This is a genomic window from Micromonospora sp. NPDC005257, from assembly GCF_042872445.1.
GTDB lineage: Bacteria > Actinomycetota > Actinomycetes > Mycobacteriales > Micromonosporaceae > Micromonospora.
Genome location: NZ_JBIAKL010000009.1, coordinates 209,236 through 230,819 on the forward strand (window position 1 = coordinate 209,236; position 21,584 = coordinate 230,819).

Genomic DNA, 21,584 nt, shown 5'->3' on the forward strand with positions numbered 1-21,584 from the left:
AGTCGGGCACGGCGCGGCATCAATCTCCCCACCTGAGAGCGCGGCCAGGTGATGATCCATCACCATCCCGGTCGGGATACCGACGTTTTCCGTGCTCGGGAGCCCTGCGAGGCGGGATTTCCGGGGCTCAGTCGCTATGCTGACCCCCAACGCACGCGCCCCTGTAGCTCAGCTGGCCAGAGCACTCGCCTTGTAAGCGAGATGTCGCCGGTTCGATCCCGGCCGGGGGCTCCAATTCCACCAAGGCACTCCGGTGCCGCCGTCGCCACGAGACGCGCGGCCGCCCAGTCGCCCGTCGCCGGATGTCGACGCCGCCGTCGCGATCGGACGTGCGTGGCCGCCTGACAGCGGCATCGCAGTGGCTCGATGAAGCGGCTAGCATGCGGGGATGGCTCACGATGACGGCGGCTCGCATGCCCTGCCCGAGGTCGTCGGAGTCGAGATCGTCGAGATGCTGGACTGGTACGACGGACCGCTGGACGGCCTGGCCCGTCATGGGGGTCGGTTGTTCTGGTTCTCGGCCGGGCCGGACTGGGTTCCGGGCCGGCCTCGACGGCTCGTCCTGTATGCGGTCAACGCAGAGCAGGCAGCTCGGTTGCGTGCAGAGGCCCAGCGGTCCGAGGCGTTCGCAGCCGCGGTTCCCGCTGATGGCGACGCCTGGGAGCCGTTGGGTTGGTTCGTCGCCTGAGCCGGCGCCGTGGGTGACGGTTCGGGCTGGACGCTCGTCGAGCGGTACTGGGATTCTGCTCGGATGACCCAGGAGCAAGCGCAGGTCCTGTCCCGTGGTGCCAACCGGGCAGTCGTGCAGGTGCCAGGCCGGGCCTTCTGACCGGCGATGAGCCGCGCCGTCGAGGAGTCCAACCGGGCGATGCTGCGCGCCCGGGACGCGATGGACCGGGCGTACGCGCAGCCGCTGGACATTCCCGCGCTGGCCCGGATCGCGTACGTCTCGGAGGCGCACTTCATCCGTACGTTCCGGGCCACCTTCGGCGAGACGCCGCACCGCTATCTGCAACGCCGCCGGGTGGAGCGTGCCATGTACCTGCTGGCGTGCACCGGCGAACCGGTCACCGAGATCTGCCACCTGGTCGGCTTCGGCAGTCTGGGCACGTTCAGCCGGACGTTCCACGGCATCGTCGGTGAGTCGCCGTCGGCCTACCGGCGCCACAAGGCCGCGCCGGCCGGCGTCCCGAGCTGTTTCACCAAGGCCTGGATGCGCCCGAGCAGCACGGCGAGCAAGCCGGCCGCCGCCGGCAAGCCGGCCACGGAGGGCAAGAAGGCCACCGCGAGACGAGCCGCCGCGGTCAACGCCTCCGGACCTGCCGCCGCACCATGACCCAGAGCCGGTCGCCGAGCCGGGTCCGCCGTACCCAGCGCAATCCGGCCAGCCGGTTCCTCGCGGGCGTACGCGGCCGCGGCGGCGCTGTTTTGGATAAGCAGCGGGCCGGAGCGCTGCTCTAGCGTCGTCGGCATGACGATGACTTCGACTTCCCGCTCCCAGATCTACGTGCTCGACCAGGACGAGGCGCTCGACTTCTATGTCGGCAAGCTCGGCCTGGAGGTCAGCACCGACCAGGATCTCGGCTTCATGCGCTGGCTCACCGTGCGTGTGCCGGGCGACCCAGGCCGGGAGATCCTGCTGGAGAAGCCGGGCCCGCCGGCCCTGGACCCGAAGACCGCCGAGCAGGTCCGGGAACTGCTCACCAAGGGCGCCTCGGGCGGGTTCCTGTTCTTCACCACCGACGACGCGCACAAGACGTACGCGGACCTGGTCGCCAACGGCGTGGAGGTGACCGACGAGCCGGCCGACCAGCCGTACGGCATCGACTTCGGCATCCGCGACCCGTTCGGCAACCGCATCCGGGTCGGGCAGATGCACCAGCGTCCATGAGAGCCGGGCGGCGGGTTAGTCTCGCTGTCCCCGACCGTGGAGGTGCCGATGCCCAGCCGACTGCTCTACCTGGTCCGCCACGGCGAGCAGGACCGCCCGGAGGAGGAGGCGGACCCCGGCCTGTCCGAGAAGGGCCGGCGGCAGGCGACGCTGCTGGGCGAGCGGCTGCGCGGCACGCGCTTCGACGCCGTACACCATGGGCCGGCCCGCCGGGCCGCGGAGACCGCCGCGCTGGTCGCGGCGTCGCTGCCGGGTGTTCCGGTACGCGCGGACGACCGCGCCGGCGACCACGTGCCGCACGACACCGACCCGGCCGAGCTGCCGGAGCGGTACGCGGCGTTCCTGGCCGGCTTCACCGAGCGGGAGCGGCGCGACGGGCCGCGCGTGACGGCGGAGGCGGTGGCCCGGTTCGCCACCGCCCCCGCGCAGGGTGACGTACGCGAGCTGGTCGTCACCCACAACTTCCTGGTCGCCTGGCTGGTGCTGAACGCGCTGGAGGCGCCGGCCCGGCGATGGATCGGGCTCAATCAGCAGAACTGCGGGCTCACGGTGATCCGCTACAGCTCGGGCGGCCCGCCGGCGCTCATCGCGTTCAACGACGTCGCCCACCTGCCGCCCGAGCTGCGTGCCACCGGCCTGCCCGACGACTACCGGATCTGACCGCGCTCAGGCGCGCAGCTTCACCACGGCGTCGGCCACGGCGCGGGCGGACTGCGGGTTCTGGCCGGTCACCAGGCGCTCGTCGACCACCACGTGCTCGGTGAAGTCCGGCGCCGGCACGTGCTGCGCGCCCGCCTCGGCGAGCTTGTCGGCGAGCAGGAACGGCACCTCGTCGGTGAGGCCGACGGCCGCCTCCTCGCTGTTCGTGAAGCCGGCCACCCGCTTGCCGGCGATCAGCCGGGAGCCGTCGGTGAGGGTGAGGTTCACCAGCGCCGCCGGTCCGTGGCAGACGGCGGCCACCACGCCGCCGCGCTCGTAGACCGAGCGGGCGATCCGGGCCAGGTCGGGGTCGTCGGGGAAGTCCCACATGGTGCCGTGACCGCCGGCGAAGAGGATCACGTCGTACCCGTCCGGGTCGACGTCGGCGGCCTTCGGCGTGTCGGTGACGCCTGCGGTCGCGAGGAAGTCGTTCTGGGTGCTGTCGTTCTCGTCCCGGCCGTCGACCGGCGGCTCCCCGCCGGCCACCGACACCAGGTCGACGTCGTACCCGGCGGCCCGGAACACCTCCCACGGCTCGGCGGCCTCGCCGACGTAGTAGCCGGTCGAGCGGCCGGTGCGGCCCAGCTCGGAGTGACTGGTCATGGCGATGAGTGCGCGAGTCATGCCCTCCATGCTGGCCCGCTCGCCCGTCCGCCGGCCATAGGCCGAAGTCACAGCCGGATCGGGTTTGAGGTCCGGGCGGGTCAGCCGGTGGCGTCGCCGAGCAGTTCGACCACCTGCGCGGTGACGGCCGGTGGCCGGGCGGCGGCCCCGCAGTCCACGTACCCGGTCTGGGCCGGGCCGACGGTCAGCCGGTAGGTGAACCCGTCGGCGCAGTTGTCCGGGCCCTTGGTTTCCGCGGTCTCGGCGGCCAGCCGGGGGTCGGTGGTGAGCTGCTGCAGCCGGGTGAGGTCCGCCGTGGCGAGCCGGCCCTCCTGGGCGGCGCCGGTCCGGTCGGTCTTGGTCCACTGGCCGTCCGGCCGCACGGTGACCGTGTCCTTCACCCCGGCTATGCCGCCGGACTTCACGAGCACGACCTCGGCGGCCAGCGGCGAGGGGCCGTCCGTGATGACGGGTGGCGCGTCGGTGCGGGCGCAGCCGGCGATCGGGACGAGAAGGGCGGCGACGGCAGCGATGGCGGGGGCAGCTCTCATACCCGATCGGACGCGCGACGGGACCACCCGGTTCCGGGTCACCGCTCCTCCTCATCCGTTCGGTCAGTGTCTCCGGCGAGAGCACGCCAGCCTCTTTCACGTTTTTCGATGTATCGCTATATCTACACCAGTGACAACCCCCGTCACAACATCCGCCTTCCAGGAGGGCCCGTGAAAAGATCCGTCGCCGCCGTCAGCGCAGCGCTGCTCACCAGCAGCGTGCTGGCCTGCGTCACCACCTCTGCGCAAGCGGCAGCGCCAAGCGCACCCAGCGCTGAGGCCTCGGCCGTAGCCCGGTCCGCGAGCCTGCTGCGTGCCAACCCCGGCGCCGTCCAGGGCGCCAGTGGTGAGGCCTATCAGGCCGTCCGCACCAAGGTCGACCCGTCCGGGGCGGCGCACACCCGCTACAGCCGGACCTACCAGGGCCTCCGGGTGTACGGCGGTGACTTCGTCATCCACACCGCCGCGAACGGCACCATGACCGGCGCGTCGGTCAGCCTCTCCGCCCCGCTGACCCTGGGCACCACCGCGAAGGTCGGAGCGGAGGCCGCCAAGGCCAGCGCCCGCAAGGCGTTCTCCGGCTCGCTCACCTCGGTCGGCGCACCGGAGCTGTTCGTCGACGCCAGCAGCGGCAAGGGCCGTCTCGCCTGGGAGACCGTCGCGACCGGCTGGAAGGCGGACAAGCAGACGCCGTCGAAGCTGCACGTCGTCACCGACGCCACCACCGGCAAGGTGATCGGCTCGTACGACGAGATCGAGACGGTGGCCGGCACGGGCCAGGGCATCTACACCGGCTCGGTCACCATCGACACGACGCTGTCCGGCAGCACGTACCAGATGATCGACCCGGTACGCGGCAACGGCCGTACCTGCGACATGAACAACGGGACCTCCAGCTGCACCACGTTGACCGACGCGGACAACGCGTGGGGCACCGGCGCCAACTCGAACCGGCAGTCGGCCGCCGTGGACGCCCACTTCGGTGCCGCCAAGACGTTCGACTACTTCAAGAACGTGCACGGCCGCAACGGCATCTTCGGCAACGGCCAGGGCGTGCCGAGCCGGGTGCACTACGGCAACAACTACGTGAACGCGTTCTGGGACGGCGCCCAGATGACCTACGGCGACGGCTCCAGCAACTCCCGCCCCCTGGTCTCGCTGGACGTGGCCGGGCACGAGATGAGCCACGGCGTCACCGAGGCGCTGGCCGGGCTGGTCTATTCCGGTGAGTCCGGCGGCCTCAACGAGTCGACCAGCGACATCTTCGGCAACATGGTGGAGTTCTACGCCGCCGCGCCGAGCGACGCGGGCGACTACCAGGTCGGCGAGAAGATCAACATCAACGGCAACGGTACGCCGCTGCGCTACATGTACAACCCGTCGCTGGACGGCTCGTCCGACTCCTGCTGGTCCACCAGCACGAAGAACAAGGACGTGCACTACTCCTCCGGCGTCGGCAACCACTTCTTCTTCAACCTCGCCGAGGGCACCGGCGCCACCGCGTACGGCACCTCGCCGGTCTGCGGCTCGGCCCCGGCGGTCACCGGCATCGGCCGCACCAAGGCGGAGAAGATCTGGTACCGGGCGCTCGACGTGTACTTCACCTCGAACACCTCGTACGTGAACACCAGCAACCCGGCCAACACCGCCCGCGCGTACAGCCTGCGGGCCGCTACCGACCTGTACGGCAACTGCTCCACCGAGTACAAGACCGTCCAGGCGGCGTGGACCGCGGTGAACGTCGCCGGCAACGACGCGCCGTGCAGCTCGACCGGCAACGACTTCTCCGTCTCGCTCTCGCCGACCGCCGGGTCGGTGACCGCGGGCGGTTCGGTCTCCGCCACCGTCGCCACGTCCACCACCAGCGGCACCGCGCAGACCGTGACGTTCTCCGCGTCCGGCCTGCCGACCGGCGCCACCGCGTCGTTCAGCCCCGCCTCGGTGACCTCGGGCGGCTCGTCCACGCTCACCATCTCCACCAGCTCCAGCACCCCGACCGGCACCTACTCGGTGACGGTCAGCGGCAGCGCGGCGTCCGGCGCCAAGACCGCCACGTACTCGCTGACCGTGAGCAGCGTCGGCGGCGGCTGCACCGGCGCGGGCCAGAAGCTCGGCAACCCCGGCTTCGAGTCCGGCAACACGGTCTGGTCCGCCAGCTCCGGCGTGATCGGGCAGCACGGCAGCAGCCAGCCGACCCGCACCGGATCCTGGAACGCGTGGATGAACGGCTACGGCAGCACCCGTACCGAGACGCTGTCGCAGTCGGTGAGCCTGCCGAGCGGCTGCTCCGCGTACACCCTCTCGTTCTGGCTGCACATCGACACGGCGGAGACCACCAGCAGCGTCCAGTACGACAAGCTGAACGTGCAGGTGCTCAACTCGTCCGGCTCGGTGCTGGCCACGCTGGCGACCTACTCGAACCTGAACAAGGCCAGCGGCTACAGCCAGAAGTCGTTCAACCTGGCGGCGTACGCCGGGCAGACCGTCACGCTGAAGTTCACCGGCACCGAGGACGTCTCGCTGCAGACCTCGTTCGTGCTCGACGACACCGCGATCAACGTCTCCTGACCTGACCGCCGACTCCGGGGCCCGGCGGCCACCCCACGCGGGTGGTCGCCGGGCCCCGGCCGTTACGGTCGCACCATGTCCGACGCGGAACTGACAGTCGCCCTGGACGGCCCGGTGGCGACGGTGGTCATCCACAACCCGGCCCGGCGCAACGCCATGACCCCGGCCATGTGGCGGCAGCTCCCGGTGCTGCTCGACGGCCTGGAGGCGGACCCGGCGGTACGGGTGCTGGTGCTCACCGGCGCGGGCGGCACGTTCTGCGCCGGCGCCGACCTCGGCGACCTGGACGAGCTGCTGGCCGCCGGTGACGGCAGCATCGCGGTGGCCGCCGAGGAACGGCTCGCCGCATTCGGCCGCCCCACCGTGGCGGCGATCGAGGGTGCCTGCGTGGGCGGCGGCTGTCAGCTCGCCGTCGCCTGCGACCTGCGGCTGGCCGCCGCGGACGCCCGGTTCGGCGTACCCCCGGCCCGGCTCGGCCTGGTCTACCCGGCACCGACCACCCGGCGGCTGGCCGCGCTGGTCGGACCGTCCGCTGCGAAGCATCTCCTGTTCACCAGCGAGCTGGTCGACGCCGAGCGGGCACTGCGGATCGGCCTGGTGGACGAGGTGTTGCCGGCCGGGGACCTGGCCGGGCGGGTGGCGGCGCTGACCGCCACCATCGCCGAGCGGTCCCGGCTCACCGTGACCGCCGCGAAGGAGATCGTCGACGGGCGTGCCGACGCCGACCGGCTGGCCTGGTGGCACGCCCAGGTGCGGGACAGCGGCGAGGCCCGCGAGGGGGTTGCGGCCGTCAACGAGCGCCGGCCGCCGCGCTTCGGCTGGACCCCGCCCGCCACGCGCTGACCGCCGTTTGACCGGCATCCCCCGATGGGTACGTCCCGGCCGTCGAACGGGGGACCATCGTGGACGCTGATTCGGAACGTCGGGAGATCAAGCGGGGACGCCACCGTGTCCGGCTGCTGCTGGTCGGCACGGTGTTGACGTTCGCGCTGGCCGAGGCGTTCCTGCGGGAACACCCCGGCGATCCGGCGGTCAGCGTGTCGACCGGCTCCCGCTGACCTGGGTCAGTAGCTCGTCCACCGACCACTGGTCGGAGGCGTGTTCGCCGTGCTTCGCGGCGAGCACCCGGCCGTCCGGCGCGATCAGGAAGTCGGCCGGCAGCCCGAGCCGGCCGCCGTGCGGCGTGCGGGACGGCAGCCGTTCGCGGCCGCGCAGGACGTGCCAGGTGCCGGTCGCCACGGCACGCAGGATCGGCAGCCAGGCGCGTGGGTCGAGCAGCGACCGCCGCGCCGACTCCACCCCGAACTCCCGGTAGAGCCGCCGGTCCGGATCGGCCACGACGGCGAACGGCAGGTCGGCGACGTGCTCGCGCAGTTCGTCGGCGGGGAGTGGAAGAGGACCACCTCGCGTACGCCGGCCGCCTCGATCTCGGCGTGCCGGCGGACGATCGAGCGCAGGTGGAGGTTGCAGACCGGGCAGCCGGCGAAGCGACGGAACTGGAGGTGGACCAGGCGGTCCGGGTCCGGCAGGGCGACCTGGGCGCCGGTCACGCTGGTCAGGTGGCGGGGGTTGACGACGTCCATGCGCGCTCCCGTTGTAGGCGTACGGCGTACTCCTACAACCGTAGGCGTATCTTGTACGCTGTCAAGGCCATGCCTCGTCCCCGTTCCCTGACCCCGGCCCGGCTCGCCGACGCGGCGCTCGCGGTGCTCGACCGGGACGGCCTCGCCGGCCTCACCATGCGCGCGGTCGGCACGCAGCTCGGCACCAGCACGATGGGCCTCTACCGCTACGTCGCCGACCGCGACGAATTGGAGGCGCTCGTCGTCGAGCGGGTCCTCGACCGGGTGGACACCCGGCCGCCGCTCGACGTCCCGTGGCCGGACGGCGTCCGGGAGCTGGCCGACCGGGTACGCCACGCGGTCGGCGCCCATCCGGCCGTCGTCCCGTTGCTGCCCGCGCACCGGCACCGCTCACCGGCGATCCTGCGCTGGGGAGAGGCGGTGCTCGCGGTGCTGACCCGGGCCGGCTTCACCGGAACCGGGCGGGTGGTCGCGTTCCGCGCCCTGCTCGGCTACGTGGTCGGCGCGATCCAGATGGAACACCTCGGCGCGCTGGCCGGCCCCGGCACGGCTGCCATCGAGGCGCTGCCCCGCGACGAGTTCCCCCTGCTCGCCGAGACCGCGCGCGACGCCGGCGCGGTCGGACCGGAGGACGAGTTCGGTGGTGGGCTGGACCTCCTGCTCGACGGGCTGGCCCGGCGTCTCGACACCTAGGGCATGGTGGGACCGGCGGGCGCGGCGCCGGGAAGTACCCCCGGCACCGCCCCCTGTGCCCGCCGGCCGTCCGTCACCGCGCCAGCGCGGCCCAGCTCGGTGTCACCGGCTCCCGCCGCAGCGGCATGCCCGCCTCGGCGGGGGTCCGGTCACCCTTGCGCTGGTTGCACGCGTAGCAGGCGGCGGTGGTGTTCCCCCAGGTGTTCCGGCCACCGCGGGAGCGGGGCAGGACGTGGTCGATGGTGGTGGCCGCGCCGTCGCAGTACGCGCACCGCCGCCGGTCGCGGGCCAGCACCCCGGCCCGGGACCAGGCCGGGCCGGCGCTGAACCGCCAGCGGGTCACCACGTACCGGACGAGGCGGACCACCCGTGGCAGCGGGAAGACGCCGATCACCCGGTCCGGCTCGGCCTCGTGGATCTCGGCGACCCGGCGGCAGAGCATCCGGATCGCGTGCTTGACGGTGACCCGGTGCAGCGGGCCGAGGTCGGCGTTTATGACGAGGACGGCGTCCACCGGGCTCTCCCTTCACGATCGGCGGTACGGCGACGAAAAAGCCGCCCGGTCCACGGGACCGGGCGGCGACGACGGGGACGCGCGACGTACGCGTCAGCCGTGCCCTCCGGGCCAGGGGCCGTGTTCCCGACAGGCGTCACCGAGCAGCCACGACGTCATCGTGGTGGCGGATCGTAGCGACATCGTCGGCTCCTGAAGCGGTGGTTGACCTTGCGCGATCACGGTAGATCGATTCGGGAATCATGGCCAACGTATTTCGATCCGTCGTCGGCGGGCCGCCGCTGCCGTCCGGCCCGCCCGGCACGTCCCGCGGCGGTGAGCGGCCGGTCGATCCGGGCGGTCATCTGCACCACCAGCTCGCTGTCCAGCAGCGGGCGGTTCACCTCGGCCGCCACCGACAGCGTGGGCGTGGAGATCGACCGCCAGATCGCGGTGAGCCCGGCGCCGAGGCCGACGAGCGCCACCGCCGCCCTGGTGGTGGGGGAGCCGGCCGCGGCGGCCGCGCTGACCCCGACGACCGCGAGCAGCACCACCAGCAGCGGCGCCAGCACCGGCCAGAAGATGCCCCGGGCCGCCTGCGCCACCAGCTTCCGGTCCCGGATGATGACGTTGCGGGCGACCACCGCCCAGTTCTCCTCGTCCAGCAGGTCGCGCGGGTGCAGGCCGCCGGTCAGCACGTCCTGCCACAGGTCGCCCTGGTTGCGTAGTTCGCGGGCCAGCTCGGCGAGCCCGGCCTCGCCCGGGTCGCCGACAGTGGCGCGACCGACGGCGGTGGCCCAGGCGGCGAGGGAGCGGCGCACCACGGCGGCCGAGTACGGCGGCAGCACGCTCGCCAGCTCGTCCAGCCACCTGCCGATCTGGATGTGCCGGCCTGCGAAGCGCCCGGCGAGCTGGTCGGCGTCGCCGCGCCGGACGGTGTCGGCGAGCGAGCGCCCGAGCCGGTACGCCACGCCCACCCGGTGGTTCGTCGCCATCGTCCAGCGCAGCACGTCGATGTTGAGGTCGTCGAGCGCGCGCAGCAGCGGTTCCCGGTCGGTCCCGGTGGCGCCTCGGGCGACGGCGGTGGACGGCACCGTACGGCCGGCTGGGGTGAGCGGCGCGATCTGGGCCAGCGCGACGTCCACGCCGTCGAGGTACATGCCGAGCCGGTGCCGCCCGGCCAGCTCGGTCAGGTTCGACAGCTTCGGCGGCGCCGGCATCTGCCGGTTCCCGTCCTCGGCCAGGTCGGCGGTCTGCGCGTGGTGGTAGGCGTCCGCCATCGACCAGCCGAGTCGCAGCGCGGTGACCACCGCGGTCCGTTCGTCCCGCGGTGTCCCGTACTCCTCGTCGCGCCGCTCGCGCGTCGCGGTGCTCACCGCCCGACCTCCCGTGTCACCGGATCAGTCGAGCGTAGAGCCGTTTTTGTTCGCTTATGGGTGTTTCGGGCCAGTCTTACCGGCCAGGAGGCCGCGCGGACGGATCGAGCGGACCGGCTCGGCCGCCGCCCCCTCGGCGCGCAGGATGTGGTTCGCCGCGATGATCCCGGTGGCCGCAGAGCGTTCCATCAGCGCGCTCGGGAAGTCGGTGCGGATGCCGTCACCGGCCAGGTAGAGGCCGGGCGCGTCGGTCTCCACTCCGGGACGCCAGGCGTGGCTGCCCGGCGTGAACGCCGGGGCCTGCGCCTCGACCCGGGCACGCAGCTCGCGTACCCGCAGGTCGGCGACCTCCGGCCAGAGCGCGGTCAGCTCCCGCAGCATCCGCGCGGCCAGCTCGTCGGCCGGCACGTCCGGCTCGCAGGCGTACGCGTGCAGCTCCACCACCGAACCACCGGTCCGCTCGGCCCAGCGCCGGGGCTCGTCCTCCAGCCGGTGGTAGAGCGTCACCGAGTCCAGCGTGGGCTGCCGGGAGACGCCGCTGAACACCGCCCGGTCGGCCCGGACGTCCCCGTCCATCCAGTAGCGCGCCACCGCGTACGGCGGCCCGGGCCGGCCGAACGCGGGCATCCGCGCCACCAGCTCGGGTGCCGCCGCGACCAGGCCGGGGGAGGCGTCGACCAGCGCGGCGAGCGCCGGTGGGTCCACCGCGAGCACCACGTGCGGCGCCTCCCAGACGTCACCGTCGGCGCCGGTCACCCGCCAACCCGCTGCGGTACGGTCCAGGCGGGCCGCCGCCGCGCCGGTCAGCACCCGGCCGCCGTGCTTCTCCACGTACCGGGGCAGCGGCTCCCAGATCGCCGTGCCGTAGTCCCGGTCCGGGCAGTCGAAGGCCAACCCTTCCGGGTTGCCGAGCAGGTAGAAGTGGAACTGCGCGATCATCTCGGCGGCCGACATCTCCGCCTCGTGATTGAAGAACGAGTGCGAGAAGACCTCGAACAGCATGGCGCGCGCCCGGTCCGGCAGCCGCAGCGAGCTGAGCAACTCGTCGGCGGTGCGCTCGTCGAACTCCTCGTAGGTGCGTACCGGGTCGTAGGTGAGCAGCGGCAGCGCGGCGTCCCGGTCCATCGAGCGCAGGTCCGCCAGGCGCAGGCTGGGGCTGCGCAGCAGCAGCGCCAGCAGGTTCGCCGGCGGCGCGGGCGGCAGCTTGCCGAACTCCTCGGTCGGCCACTGCTCGGACAGGATCGGATAGCCCGGGATCGGCTTGAGGAAGCCCAGCGCCGGATCGACCCGGCGCAGGATCGACCGCCAGTTCCAGTACTGCCGGAAGAACGCGTGGAAGCCGTGCTCGTTGCGCTGGACACCGTCGCGCAGCTCCTCCGGCCAGGCGCCGAGCCGCCCGCCGAGGTGCGGCGCGGCCTCCAGCACCGTCACCGCCACCCCGCGCTCGGCCAGCACCACCGCCGCCGACATGCCGGCGATTCCGCCGCCCACCACGAGCGCCGGGACCGGGCGCGGCACGCGGTCGGCGCCACCGCCGCCCGGGTCCACCACGTGCTCGCGTACGCCGATCAGACGACCTACCACTTGCGACAGGCTCACGGGGGCATCCTTCGGTCGGCGGTGCTCACAGTCTGCCTGAGGCGGAAGGAAGGCACCCGTTCTGACGCATCCGGATCTGCGGCCCTGCCCTTCACGGCAGGCAGCGGCGCGGGCGGTCCGACGGCGGCCAGACGTACTCCAGGTCGGGGGAGACGTCGGTGAACAACCGTGCGTAGTGGACGGGGTCCTTGCGCAGCAGCGACGACCGGTGACTGCGGTGCAGGTCGCCGCGGCCCAGCCAGGGCGGCAGTTCACCGGCGGCGGCCAACTCCTCCTGGGTGCGGATCAGCGAGACGCCGCAGGCGGTGGCCAGGTCGGTGGCGAGCGTGCCGGCGCAGGTGTCGGCCCGGCCCGGCTCGCACCACACCGCGCACATGTCCAGCCCGTACCGGGTCAGCGCCTCCTCGTACCCGGCCCACATCTTCACCGCGGGGTGGTTGCGCCAGCCGTAGTCCGGCCGGGTCAGCCCGCGCAGCACCTGGATCGCCTCCACACGCTGCTTGCCCAGCCGCTTCTGGTCCAGCGTGCGCGCGCTGGCCAGGAAGTCCGGATACGGCAGGAACGTCTGCATGCCGGTGCGTTACCCGTACCCGGACCCGCCATGCGTTCATGATCGTCGGGGCTGCGCGCATCGCGAGCGGCTGACTACGATCCGGACATGGCCGAGCCACTGCGTGACCGCGCGCGCCGCGCGACCGGCTGGCGGCTCCGGATGAACGGGGACGAACGCCCGCACTACGTGGTCTGCGGCTCCGACCCGCTCGCCTACTGGGTGGTCCGGTCGCTGCTCGCCACCGACAGCGCCGACGGCCGGGTGCGGGTCACGCTCGTGGTGCCGGCCCGCCGCCGGTCCGAGGGCCCCGACGGGCGGGACGTGCCGGGGGTACGGGTGGTCACGGCCGAGCGCCTCGACGAGGCGGCGTTCCGCCGGGCCGGGCTGGCGGGCGCGGCCGGGCTGGCCCTGCTGCACCAGGACGACGTGGGAAACATGCACGCCGCGCTCTGCGCACAGGAGGTCGAGTCGCGGCTGCGCCTGGTGGTGCGCATGTTCAACACCAACCTGGCGGACGGGCTGCGGCAGCTCTTCCCCGACTCGGCGGTCCTCTCCGACGCCTCGATGGCCGCGCCCGCCTTTGTCGCCGCCGCGCTGGGCGAGGTGGCGCCGACCCACTTCCGGCACGGCGGTCGCACGCTCTACGTGGCCCGCCGCGACGACGTACGCCCGCAGGACATGGTCTGCGGCCTGGCCGTCACCACCGACCCGGACCTGGTCCGGGTGCTGCCCGCCGACGAGGCGACGGCCGACGTGGTGCTGGCCGAGGCGACCGGGCGGCCGGCGGGCACCGAGGTGGCCGCGCGGCGGCTGGTACGGGCGCGGCGGCGACGGCAGCCGATGGCGGTGCTGCTCCGCGCGGTCCGCCACTTCGCCACCCGCAAGATCGGCATCGCGGTGCTGGTGCTGCTCGCGGTGATCGCGGCGCTGGGCTGGCTCAACGCCCGGGCCGCCGACGTGAGCTGGAGCGAGGCGGTCTACCTGACCCTGGTCACCACGCTCACCGGCCAGGACCCGGACGTCAACAAGCCGGTCGCGGCCCAGGTGATGCAGGTGGTGCTGAACCTGGCCGGGCTGGCGCTGATTCCGCTGATCACGGCCGCCGTCGTCGACGGCGTCGTCAACGCCCGGCTGGCGCTGCACGCCGGCCGGGTCCAGCCGGACCGTTCCGGGCACGTGGTGCTGGTCGGGCTGGGCCGGATCGGCACCCGCGTGATGGCGCAGTTGCACGACTTCGGCGTCGAGGTGGTGGCGATCGACAAGGACCCGGACGCGCGCGGTGCCGCGCTGGCGCACCGGCTGGGGGTGCCGCTGATCGTGGGCGACGCGGGCCGGGAGGAGACGCTCCGGTCCGCCTCGGTGGACACCTGCCAGGCGCTGGTGGTGGTCTCCACCGACGACGGGACGAACCTGCGGGCCGCGCTGATCGCCCGGTCTCTCGACCCGGACCTGCGCGTGGTGCTGCGGCTGTTCGACGGCGACTTCGCCGAGCGGATCCAGCAGGCGTTCGGCATCGGCATCTCGCGCAGTGTGTCCTACCTGGCCGCACCGGCGTTCGCGGCGGCCCTGCTCGATCGCGCGGTCATCGCCACCATCCCGGTCGCCCGGCACGCGCTGCTGGTCACCGAGGTGCCGGTGGTGGCCGGTTCGCCGCTGGACGGAAGCCCGCTGAGCGCGGTGGCCCGGCCCGGCGAGGTACGCCTGCTCGCGCACGCCCGGCCGAACCAGAAGGTCGACTGGTCGGCCGACCCGCGCATGGTGATCCAGGCCGGGGACCGGCTCACGGTGGTGGCCCGGCGGGCCGGGCTGACCGCGCTGCTGCGGCAGACCACGCCCGCGCCGCCGTCGGCACCTGCCGGCCCGCCCGCCACGCGCCACCCGCGGGAGTGACCGGACGTGTGACAGTGGCCCGGCGGACCGGCGGACCGGAGCGATCGAGCGCGTCAGGCCGGACGGCGGCGGCGGGCGGCGTACCCGAGCGCGCCGAGGGCGAGCACGCCGAACCCGGCGAGCACGCTCGGCGGCGGCAGTTTGACCGCCAGCACCAGGCAGCCGACCAGCCCCAGCGCGGCGAGCAGCCGTACCGGGACGCGCCGGTCCCGGTCCGGGCCGAGCGTCAGCGCCGACGCGTTTGTGATCGCGTAGTAGACCAGCACGGTGCAGCTGGAGAAGCCGATCGCGGCCCGGACGTCGCCCACCGCCACCACGGCGGCCACCACGGCGGCCACCGCCAGTTCGGCGCGGTGCGGCACCCGGTGGCGCGGATGCACCGCCGCCAGCGCGCCCGGCAGGTCCCGCCGCCGCGCCATCGCCAGCGTGGTCCGGCCGACGCCGGCGAGCAGGGACAGCAGCACCCCGGTCACCGCGACGGCGGCGCCGGTCCGGACCAGCCACGCCAGCCCCGGGTGCCCGGCGGCGGTCACCACCTCGACCAGCGGCGCGTCGGTCGCGGCCAGCCTGTCGGCGCCGAGCACGCCGAGCGCGACCACGGCGAGCGTCAGGTAGATCGCCAGCACCGCGCCGAGCGCCAACGGCACGGCCCGGGGGATGGTGCGCGCCGGGTCGCGTACCTCCCCGCCCAGCGTGGCGATTCGCGCGTACCCGGCGAAGGCGAAGAACAGCAGACCGGCGGCGGTCAGCACGCCGCCCGCGCCGATGTCGGCCGGTGCGGTGAGCCGGTCGGCGGCCACCTGCGGCGCTCCGGTCACCGCCACCACGGCGAGCACCGTGAGCACCACCGCGACGAGCACCCGGGTGGCGGTGGCGGTCTTGCCTATGCCGCGCAGGTTCACCGCGGTCACCGCCACCACCGCGAGGACCGCGACGAGCCGCGCCCGCCCCGGCCACAGGTACGCCCCGATGGTCAGCGCCATGGCCGCACAGCTCGCCGTCTTGCCGACCACGAATCCCCAGCCGGCGAGGAAACCGGCGAACGGGTGCAGCCGTTCCCGGCCGTAGACGTAGGTGCCGCCGGACTCGGGGTAGCGGGCGGCGAGCCGGGCCGAACTGGTCGCGTTGCAGTAGGCGATGAAGCCGGCCACCGCCAGCGCGACCAGCAGGCCGGGACCGCCGGCCGCCTCGGCGGCGGGGGCGAAGACCACGAAGACGCCCGCGCCGAGCATCGAGCCGAGACCGATGACCACCGCGTCGGGTACGCCGAGTCGGCGCGCCAGCAGTTCCACACCGGCAGCCTAGGGGTACGAGGTGAATGGCGGGTTCGGCCGCCCGGACAATTGACGAAAATCATTTGCATAATTACAGGCTGCTCAGCGGTGGTCGATGCCGGGCCTGCTCGGTAGAGTCATTTATGCAGGTCAGCGCACAGATCCACGATTAAGTCCGCGCGGCTCGCAGATGCCCCGCGCGGATTATCCGATCGCGATGACGAAGTTTTCTCTGCGTCGATCGGGCAAAGGTGCCCGCGAATCGGCTCCGGCAATTTCGGGAACGTCCGCTCCGCGACCGCGGGAGGTACCGCACATGACGCTCTTCGGCTGGGACGCCAGTGACTACGACGTCGACCGGGGGTTGACCACCGACCGGATCCGGGAGGCCCGCGCCGCGGGGATCGACTTCATGACCTACAAGGGCACGGAACAGTCGCGCGACGGCACGTTCCACAGCCAGTACTACGGGGTGATGCTCACCGCGGCCAAGGACGCGGGCATCCCGTTCCTGGGCATGTACGTGGTGGTGCACTCCGGTGTCTCCGTCGAGGACCAGGTCACCACGGCGATCGACTACGCCGACCGGCACACCCCCTGGTGGCGCGACTACGACCGGTTCTTCTGGCAGATCGACCTGGAACGCTGGCCGACCGACGACGTGCCGCCGCACGTCGGCGTCGATGTGGGCCGGGAACTGGAGCAGCGCACCGGCAAGGTCGCGGTGATGTACGCCTCGCGCGGCGAGTACGGCGACGACGACCTGGGCGACTTCCCGCGCTGGAACGCCGACTACCCGTACCGGGTGGCCGAGGACTTCAAGGCCGCGTACGCGCGGGCCGGCGGGGACTCCGGACCGGGGTGGGTCCGTTACGGCCGCCCGGAGGCGACGCCAAGGATCTGGCAGTACACCGATTCGGCGATCATCGGCCGTCAGCACACCTGTGACGCGGACGCGTTCCGCGGCACCGCCGACGACTTCGCGAGGATGATCGGCGAGCGGACGTCCCGACCGCCGCAGCGGGAGGTGATCGCCACCTTCCACAGCACCGCGCACCCGGGCGACACCCTTGAGACCACCGACCGGTTCCACGCCATCCGCTGGGCGACCGGCCTCTACCACTGGACCGTGCCGCAGACCGGGCTGGTGAGCATCCAGGCGACCATCGACCTGCGCGGGTTGCGGCGCGACGACCTCGTCCGGGTGCGCGCCGAGTACACCAGGCCGGGGCACGGGGAGAGCGACACCCCGCTGCTGACGCAGGAGCGGGTGTCGATCGACCCGGCCTCGGCCGGGGGAGTGTTCGTCGTGAACACGCCGAACGAACGTGTCGAGTTGCCGAGGGACACCGAGATCCGCATCCAGGTGGCGGTGCGGCCCGGTGACGGCGACCGCCGCCGCCGGCTGACCTACAGCACCCGTACCCGGATCAGCATCGTGGAGATCCGGACGGCCGACTGAGCGCTGCGCCGCCCGCCGTCACCGCGTCGCGGAGGTGGCTGGCGGCGACTCCCAGCCGACCTGGCGCCGCCAGTCGCCGAGCCGGCGCGGCAGCGGCAGGCCGTCGCAGGGCACCCGGTGCAGCAGGCGGTCCAGCAGCAGGCCGAGCAGCAGGCCGGCGACCGAGTCGGTCAGCCAGTGCCAGCCCAGGTAGACGGTGGTGCAGAAGACCACCGCCGGAGGCACCACCCGGATCGCCGTGACCAGCAGGGGCGGCACGGTACGGCCGAGGGTGCGCGCGAGCGGGGCCAGCAGCAGGGCCAGGACGCCGTACCAGACGATCGCGTTGGCGACGTGCCCGGACGGGTACGACTGCGCGAAACGCACCGGCAGGTCGTGCTGGAACAGCGGCAGCGTCTGCTCCGGCGACAGGAACGGCTCCTTGACCGAGGCGCTGGGCGCGGGGCGGGCCGTCCACACCTTCAACGGGCCGACCGTGAAGAACGTGAGCACGAACCCGATCACCGGCGGCAGCAGCGGCCGTGCCGAACGCAGCCGCAGCGCCAGCAGCACGCCGAGCCCGGCCGCGAGCAGCGTCAGCGGGGTGCCCTGGCCGAGCAGGTTCAACGTCATCGCCACCCAGCGGGCGGCGGCCGGGCGATTCTCGTCGGACCAGTCGGCCACCGCACGGTCGAGGCCGAACAGGTGACCGGAGGCCAGCGCGACGGTCAGCGCCACCACTGCCGCGAGCAGCAGCCCGTCGAACCACCACCCGGCCGGCCGGACCGGCCGCAGCCGCAGGTCACCGCGTACCCCCGAGGTCTGACGCACGCGACCACGCTACCGGCCGCCGACGGCGTCGCGGCGGCGCGGGCATCGGCGGCTGTGTGCCCAACCACGAAGGGAAGCGCGGCGCGGGGGTCAGCGGTCACACTGGTTGCCGTGCGGATCACCTCGGCTCTCGTCGACCCGGCGCTGCTCGACCTCCCCTGGTCGACCCCGCTGGAGCAGTGGCCTGCCGAACACCTGGTGGCGCTGCCCCAGGGCATCTCCCGGCACATCGTGCGGTTCGTGCGGCTCGGCGGGTACGTCTACGCGGTGAAGGAGACCGGCGAGCGGGTCGCCGAGCGGGAGTACGACCTGCTGCGGGCGCTGGAACGGATCGACTTCCCGTCGGTCGAGGCCATCGCGATCGTGGCCGACCGGCAGACCGACGACGGTGAGCCGCTGGACCCGGTGCTGATCACCCGGCACCTCCAGTTCTCCCTGCCCTACCGGGCGCTGTTCTCCAACACGCTGCGCCCGGAGACGATGAACCGGCTGCTGGACGCGCTGGCCGCGCTGATCGTGCGGATGCACCTGACCGGCTTCTTCTGGGGCGACTGCTCGCTGTCGAACACGCTGTTCCGGCGCGACGCGGGCGCGTTCGCCGCCTACCTTGTCGACGCGGAGACCGGCGCGCTGCACCCGTCGCTGTCGAACGGCCAGCGCGGCGAGGACCTGGAGATCGCCCGGGTCAACATCTTCGGCGAGGCGCTCGACCTCCAGGCCGCCGGCCTGCTGCACGAGTCGATCGACCCGGAGGTGGTCTGCGAGGAGGTCGTGCGGCGCTACGAGCGGCTCTGGCACGAGATCACCTACGAGCAGCAGGTCGAGCGCGCCGCCCGGCACGACATCGAGCGCCGCATCCGCCGCCTCAACGAGCTGGGCTTCGACGTGGCCGAGGTGGCCATGTCCACAGTCGACAACGGGCGCTACCTGGTCCGGCCGAAGGTGGTGGACGCCGGCTACCACACCCGGCGGCTGCTGCGCCTGACCGGCCTGGACGCGGAGGAGAACCAGGCCCGCAAGCTCCTCAACGACCTGGACGCCTACCGGCTGGAGAGCGACCTGACCGACGAGCAGCAGGCGGCGCACCGCTGGCTGACCGAGGTCTTCGAGCCGGTGGTCCGGGCCGTCCCCGGCCACCTGCGGCGCAAGTTGGAGCCGCAGGAGCTGTTCGCCCAGATCATCGAGCACAAGTGGCTGCTCTCCGAGCAGGCCGGACGGGACGTCGGGATGCGTCAGGCGGTGCAGTCGTACCTGGCCGACGTGCTGGTGCACCGCCCGGACGAGCAGGCGGTGCTCGGCGTCGAGGCGCCCACCGCCTGACCGCCGGGCGGATCACTCCACCCAGTCGCCGCCGCGCATCACCCGTACCACGTTCAGGTCGTCGTCCAGCTCCACCAGGTCGGCGCGCAGCCCGGTGCGCAACGCGCCCACCCGGTCGGCCAGCCCGATCGCGCGGGCGGGAGTGGTGGCGACCATCCGGCAGGCGTCCGGCAGGCTCACGCCCGCGCCGACCGCGTGCCGCAGCGCCGCGTCCATGGTGAGCGTGCTGCCGGCGATCGCGCCGCCACGGCTGAGCCGGGCCACCCCGCCGGCCACCGTCACCGCCTGGCCGCCCAGCTCGTACTCGCCGTCGGGCATCCCGGCGGCGGCCATCGCGTCGGTGATCAGCGCGGCCCGCTCCGGACCTGCCACCGAGGCGGCGAAGCCGAGCATCCCGTCGTGCAGGTGCACCCCGTCGGCGACCAGCTCGCACACCACGTTCGGGGCCTCCAGCAGCGCCACCACCGGACCGGGCTCGCGGTGGTGCACCGGGCGCATCCCGTTGAACAGGTGGGTGCCGACTGTCGCGCCCGCCGCCACGGCCGCCCGGGTCTGCTCCCAGGTGGCGTCGGTGTGTCCGATCGCCGCCACCACGCCGTGCGCCACCAGCAGCTCGATCGCCTTGGTGGCGCCGTCCCGCTCCGGGGCGAGCGTGACCATGCGCACCGCGCCGCCGCCCAGCTCGATCAGCTCGGTCAGCTCGGCGACCGACGGGTCGCGCAGGAACTCCGGGTTCTGCGCGCCGCACCGGTCGGCGGACAGGTACGGGCCCTCGAAGTGGATCCCGGCCAGCACGCCCTCCTCCACCAGCGGGCGGTAGGCGGCGGTGGCGTCGCGCATCAGGTCGAACGGGGAACTGACCAGGCTCGCCAGCAGCGTGGTCGTGCCGTGCCCGCTGTGGAACGTGGCGGCCCGTCGTGCCGACTCCGGATCGCCGGTGGTGAACGTGTGCCCGCCGCCGCCGTGGGTGTGCATGTCCACGAAGCCCGGCACGATCCAGTGGCCGTCGCGCGCCGACGGGTACTCGGCGACAGCGGTGATCCGCCCGTCCGCGAACTCCACGCAGCCCTGCCGGATGACGCCGGTCGGGGTCACCACCTTGCCGGTCACGCGCCGGGTCATCGACTCTCCTTCGCCAGGGTGTCCAGGGCCAGCAGGGCGGCGCCCAGGCAGCCCGCCTCGTCACCGAGGCCGGCCCCGACCAGGCGCGGCTCGCGGTGGAACGTCAGCCGCTCGCGCAACGCCCGCCGCAGCGGATCGAACAGCCCGGGACCGGCCTGGGCCAGGCCGCCGCCGAGCACCACCGTCGACACATCGTAGAGCGCCTGCCCGGTGGCGAGTCCATCGGCGAGCGCCTCGACCGCCTCCTGCCACACCTCCACGGCGAGCGGTTCCCCGGCCGCCGCCCGGTCGGCCACCTGAGCGGCGGTGGTGGGTGCGCCGGACAGCTCGGCGTACCGGCGTCCGATCGCCGAGGCCGACGACACCGCCTCCAGGCAGCCGGTACGCCCGCAGCCGCAGCGCGGGCCGCCCGGGCGTACCAGGATGTGGCCGATCTCCCCGGCGGCGCCGTGCGCGCCGGTGGCGGCCGACCCGCCGACCACGTGGGCGGCGGCGATGCCGGTGCCGATCGCGACGAACAGCACGTGGCCGGCGTCCCGCCCGGCGCCGAGCCGCGCCTCGGCCAGGCCGCCCGCCCGCACGTCGTGGCCGAGCGCCGCCGGCAGTCCCAGCCGCGTGCGGGCCAGCTCCCGCAGGGGTACGTCCCGGAAGCCCACGTTCGCCGACCAGACCGCCACCCCGCGCGCCTCGTCGACCACCCCGGGTACGGCGATGCCGCAGGCCACCGGCGTACGGCCGTCGGCGCGGGCCTTGCCGGCCAGTCCTTCGGCCACGTCGAGGATCGTGCCGGTCACCGCCTCCGGACCGCGCTGCGCGTCGGTGGCGTGCCGTTCGGTGTGCACTGTCGTGCCGTCCGGCCGGACCAGGGCGCACTTCATCCCGGTGCCGCCCACGTCCAGCGCGACGACGACCTCGTCGCGTGAACTCACGCCGTCTGCCAGCTGGGCATGCGCTCACGGCCCTCGCTGCGCTCGGTGCGTTCGCTCATGCGGTGCTGGCTGGGCATGCGCTCACGGCCCTCGCTGCGCTCGGTGCGTTCGCTCATGCGGTGCTGGCTGGGCATGCGCTCACGGCCCTCGCTGCGCTCGGTGCGTTCG

Annotated in this window: 22 protein-coding genes and 1 tRNA gene; 12 read left to right on the forward strand and 11 right to left on the reverse strand. The window is 73.2% G+C overall.

What is annotated here, in order from left to right:
* Positions 1 to 157: 157 nt before the first annotated feature.
* From ACFYO8_RS20390 to ACFYO8_RS20410, 5 genes are all read left to right on the forward strand, one after another.
* A tRNA-Thr gene (locus tag ACFYO8_RS20390) sits at positions 158 to 234 on the forward strand.
* Positions 235 to 388: 154 nt separating this feature from the next.
* Positions 389 to 688 (forward strand): hypothetical protein, encoded by a 300-nt coding sequence (locus ACFYO8_RS20395; RefSeq protein WP_355093924.1) that lies wholly within the window; start codon positions 389 to 391, stop codon positions 686 to 688.
* A gap of 147 nt (positions 689 to 835) precedes the next feature.
* Positions 836 to 1,336 carry an AraC family transcriptional regulator gene (locus ACFYO8_RS20400; RefSeq protein ID WP_355093926.1) on the forward strand — a complete coding sequence of 167 codons (501 nt, stop codon included), beginning with the start codon at positions 836 to 838 and terminating at the stop codon, positions 1,334 to 1,336.
* A gap of 135 nt (positions 1,337 to 1,471) precedes the next feature.
* Positions 1,472 to 1,891, forward strand: coding sequence for a VOC family protein (locus ACFYO8_RS20405; RefSeq protein ID WP_355093928.1), 420 nt, complete (start codon positions 1,472 to 1,474; stop codon positions 1,889 to 1,891).
* Between the two features lie 48 nt (positions 1,892 to 1,939).
* Positions 1,940 to 2,551 (forward strand): histidine phosphatase family protein, encoded by a 612-nt coding sequence (locus tag ACFYO8_RS20410; RefSeq protein WP_355093930.1) that lies wholly within the window; start codon positions 1,940 to 1,942, stop codon positions 2,549 to 2,551.
* Positions 2,552 to 2,557: 6 nt separating this feature from the next.
* Here the strand turns inward: ACFYO8_RS20410 and ACFYO8_RS20415 are convergent, their stop codons facing one another.
* Positions 2,558 to 3,214 (reverse strand): type 1 glutamine amidotransferase domain-containing protein, encoded by a 657-nt coding sequence (locus ACFYO8_RS20415; RefSeq protein ID WP_354868748.1) that lies wholly within the window; start codon positions 3,212 to 3,214, stop codon positions 2,558 to 2,560.
* Positions 3,215 to 3,294: 80 nt separating this feature from the next.
* Positions 3,295 to 3,744 (reverse strand): hypothetical protein, encoded by a 450-nt coding sequence (locus ACFYO8_RS20420; RefSeq protein ID WP_354868746.1) that lies wholly within the window; start codon positions 3,742 to 3,744, stop codon positions 3,295 to 3,297.
* Positions 3,745 to 3,915: 171 nt separating this feature from the next.
* On the opposite strand from ACFYO8_RS20420, the gene ACFYO8_RS20425 reads away from it, so the two are divergent.
* The 3 genes from ACFYO8_RS20425 (at position 3,916) to ACFYO8_RS20435 (ending at position 7,370) form a co-directional block, all read left to right on the forward strand.
* Positions 3,916 to 6,312 (forward strand): M4 family metallopeptidase, encoded by a 2,397-nt coding sequence (locus ACFYO8_RS20425; protein WP_354868744.1) that lies wholly within the window; start codon positions 3,916 to 3,918, stop codon positions 6,310 to 6,312.
* Positions 6,313 to 6,387: 75 nt separating this feature from the next.
* Positions 6,388 to 7,155, forward strand: coding sequence for an enoyl-CoA hydratase/isomerase family protein (locus ACFYO8_RS20430; RefSeq protein WP_354868742.1), 768 nt, complete (start codon positions 6,388 to 6,390; stop codon positions 7,153 to 7,155).
* Between the two features lie 59 nt (positions 7,156 to 7,214).
* Complete coding sequence (locus ACFYO8_RS20435; RefSeq protein ID WP_354868739.1) at positions 7,215 to 7,370, forward strand: hypothetical protein; 156 nt, start codon at positions 7,215 to 7,217, stop codon at positions 7,368 to 7,370.
* Here the strand turns inward: ACFYO8_RS20435 and ACFYO8_RS20440 are convergent.
* Positions 7,345 to 7,650 (reverse strand): hypothetical protein, encoded by a 306-nt coding sequence (locus tag ACFYO8_RS20440; protein WP_354868737.1) that lies wholly within the window; start codon positions 7,648 to 7,650, stop codon positions 7,345 to 7,347. The genes ACFYO8_RS20435 and ACFYO8_RS20440 overlap by 26 nt on opposite strands.
* Positions 7,651 to 7,964: 314 nt before the next feature.
* Between ACFYO8_RS20440 and ACFYO8_RS20445 the strand changes: the two genes are divergently transcribed.
* Complete coding sequence (locus tag ACFYO8_RS20445; protein WP_354868735.1) at positions 7,965 to 8,588, forward strand: TetR/AcrR family transcriptional regulator C-terminal domain-containing protein; 624 nt, start codon at positions 7,965 to 7,967, stop codon at positions 8,586 to 8,588.
* 73 nt (positions 8,589 to 8,661) lie between these two features.
* Here the strand turns inward: ACFYO8_RS20445 and ACFYO8_RS20450 are convergent, their stop codons facing one another.
* The 4 genes from ACFYO8_RS20450 to ACFYO8_RS20465 all read right to left on the reverse strand — a co-directional run bounded on the left by ACFYO8_RS20450 (position 8,662) and on the right by ACFYO8_RS20465 (position 12,627).
* Positions 8,662 to 9,102, reverse strand: coding sequence for an HNH endonuclease (locus tag ACFYO8_RS20450; protein WP_354868732.1), 441 nt, complete (start codon positions 9,100 to 9,102; stop codon positions 8,662 to 8,664).
* Positions 9,103 to 9,320: 218 nt separating this feature from the next.
* The gene (locus ACFYO8_RS20455) at positions 9,321 to 10,457 is read right to left on the reverse strand and encodes a hypothetical protein (protein ID WP_354868730.1); all 1,137 of its coding nucleotides are present in this window, start codon (positions 10,455 to 10,457) and stop codon (positions 9,321 to 9,323) included.
* Positions 10,458 to 10,511: 54 nt separating this feature from the next.
* On the reverse strand, positions 10,512 to 12,056 hold the full coding sequence (locus tag ACFYO8_RS20460; protein WP_354868728.1) for an FAD-dependent oxidoreductase: 1,545 nt from the start codon (positions 12,054 to 12,056) through the stop codon (positions 10,512 to 10,514).
* A 91-nt stretch (positions 12,057 to 12,147) separates the two neighbouring features.
* The gene (locus ACFYO8_RS20465; RefSeq protein WP_354868725.1) at positions 12,148 to 12,627 is read right to left on the reverse strand and encodes an MSMEG_6728 family protein; all 480 of its coding nucleotides are present in this window, start codon (positions 12,625 to 12,627) and stop codon (positions 12,148 to 12,150) included.
* Between the two features lie 87 nt (positions 12,628 to 12,714).
* On the opposite strand from ACFYO8_RS20465, the gene ACFYO8_RS20470 reads away from it, so the two are divergent.
* Complete coding sequence (locus ACFYO8_RS20470) at positions 12,715 to 14,499, forward strand: potassium channel family protein (RefSeq protein ID WP_387188117.1); 1,785 nt, start codon at positions 12,715 to 12,717, stop codon at positions 14,497 to 14,499.
* Positions 14,500 to 14,552: 53 nt separating this feature from the next.
* On the opposite strand, the gene ACFYO8_RS20475 is transcribed toward ACFYO8_RS20470, so the two are convergent.
* On the reverse strand, positions 14,553 to 15,791 hold the full coding sequence (locus tag ACFYO8_RS20475) for an APC family permease (RefSeq protein ID WP_354868723.1): 1,239 nt from the start codon (positions 15,789 to 15,791) through the stop codon (positions 14,553 to 14,555).
* Positions 15,792 to 16,089: 298 nt separating this feature from the next.
* On the opposite strand from ACFYO8_RS20475, the gene ACFYO8_RS20480 reads away from it, so the two are divergent.
* Entirely contained in the window at positions 16,090 to 17,235 is a 1,146-nt protein-coding gene (locus tag ACFYO8_RS20480) for a hypothetical protein (RefSeq protein WP_354868721.1), read from the forward strand.
* Between the two features lie 18 nt (positions 17,236 to 17,253).
* Here ACFYO8_RS20480 and ACFYO8_RS20485 read toward each other — a convergent pair whose 3' ends face one another.
* Positions 17,254 to 18,045, reverse strand: coding sequence for a phosphatase PAP2 family protein (locus ACFYO8_RS20485; protein WP_354868718.1), 792 nt, complete (start codon positions 18,043 to 18,045; stop codon positions 17,254 to 17,256).
* A gap of 111 nt (positions 18,046 to 18,156) precedes the next feature.
* Here ACFYO8_RS20485 and ACFYO8_RS20490 point away from each other — a divergent pair, with 111 nt between their 5' ends.
* The gene (locus ACFYO8_RS20490; protein ID WP_354868716.1) at positions 18,157 to 19,365 is read left to right on the forward strand and encodes a DUF4032 domain-containing protein; all 1,209 of its coding nucleotides are present in this window, start codon (positions 18,157 to 18,159) and stop codon (positions 19,363 to 19,365) included.
* Positions 19,366 to 19,377: 12 nt separating this feature from the next.
* On the opposite strand, the gene nagA is transcribed toward ACFYO8_RS20490, so the two are convergent.
* Both nagA and ACFYO8_RS20500 read right to left on the reverse strand, forming a co-directional pair.
* Positions 19,378 to 20,487 carry an N-acetylglucosamine-6-phosphate deacetylase gene (gene nagA / locus ACFYO8_RS20495; RefSeq protein WP_354868714.1) on the reverse strand — a complete coding sequence of 370 codons (1,110 nt, stop codon included), beginning with the start codon at positions 20,485 to 20,487 and terminating at the stop codon, positions 19,378 to 19,380.
* Positions 20,484 to 21,416 (reverse strand): ROK family protein, encoded by a 933-nt coding sequence (locus tag ACFYO8_RS20500; RefSeq protein ID WP_387257404.1) that lies wholly within the window; start codon positions 21,414 to 21,416, stop codon positions 20,484 to 20,486. Before ACFYO8_RS20500 ends, nagA begins: the two co-directional genes overlap by 4 nt.
* Positions 21,417 to 21,584 lie beyond the last annotated feature (168 nt).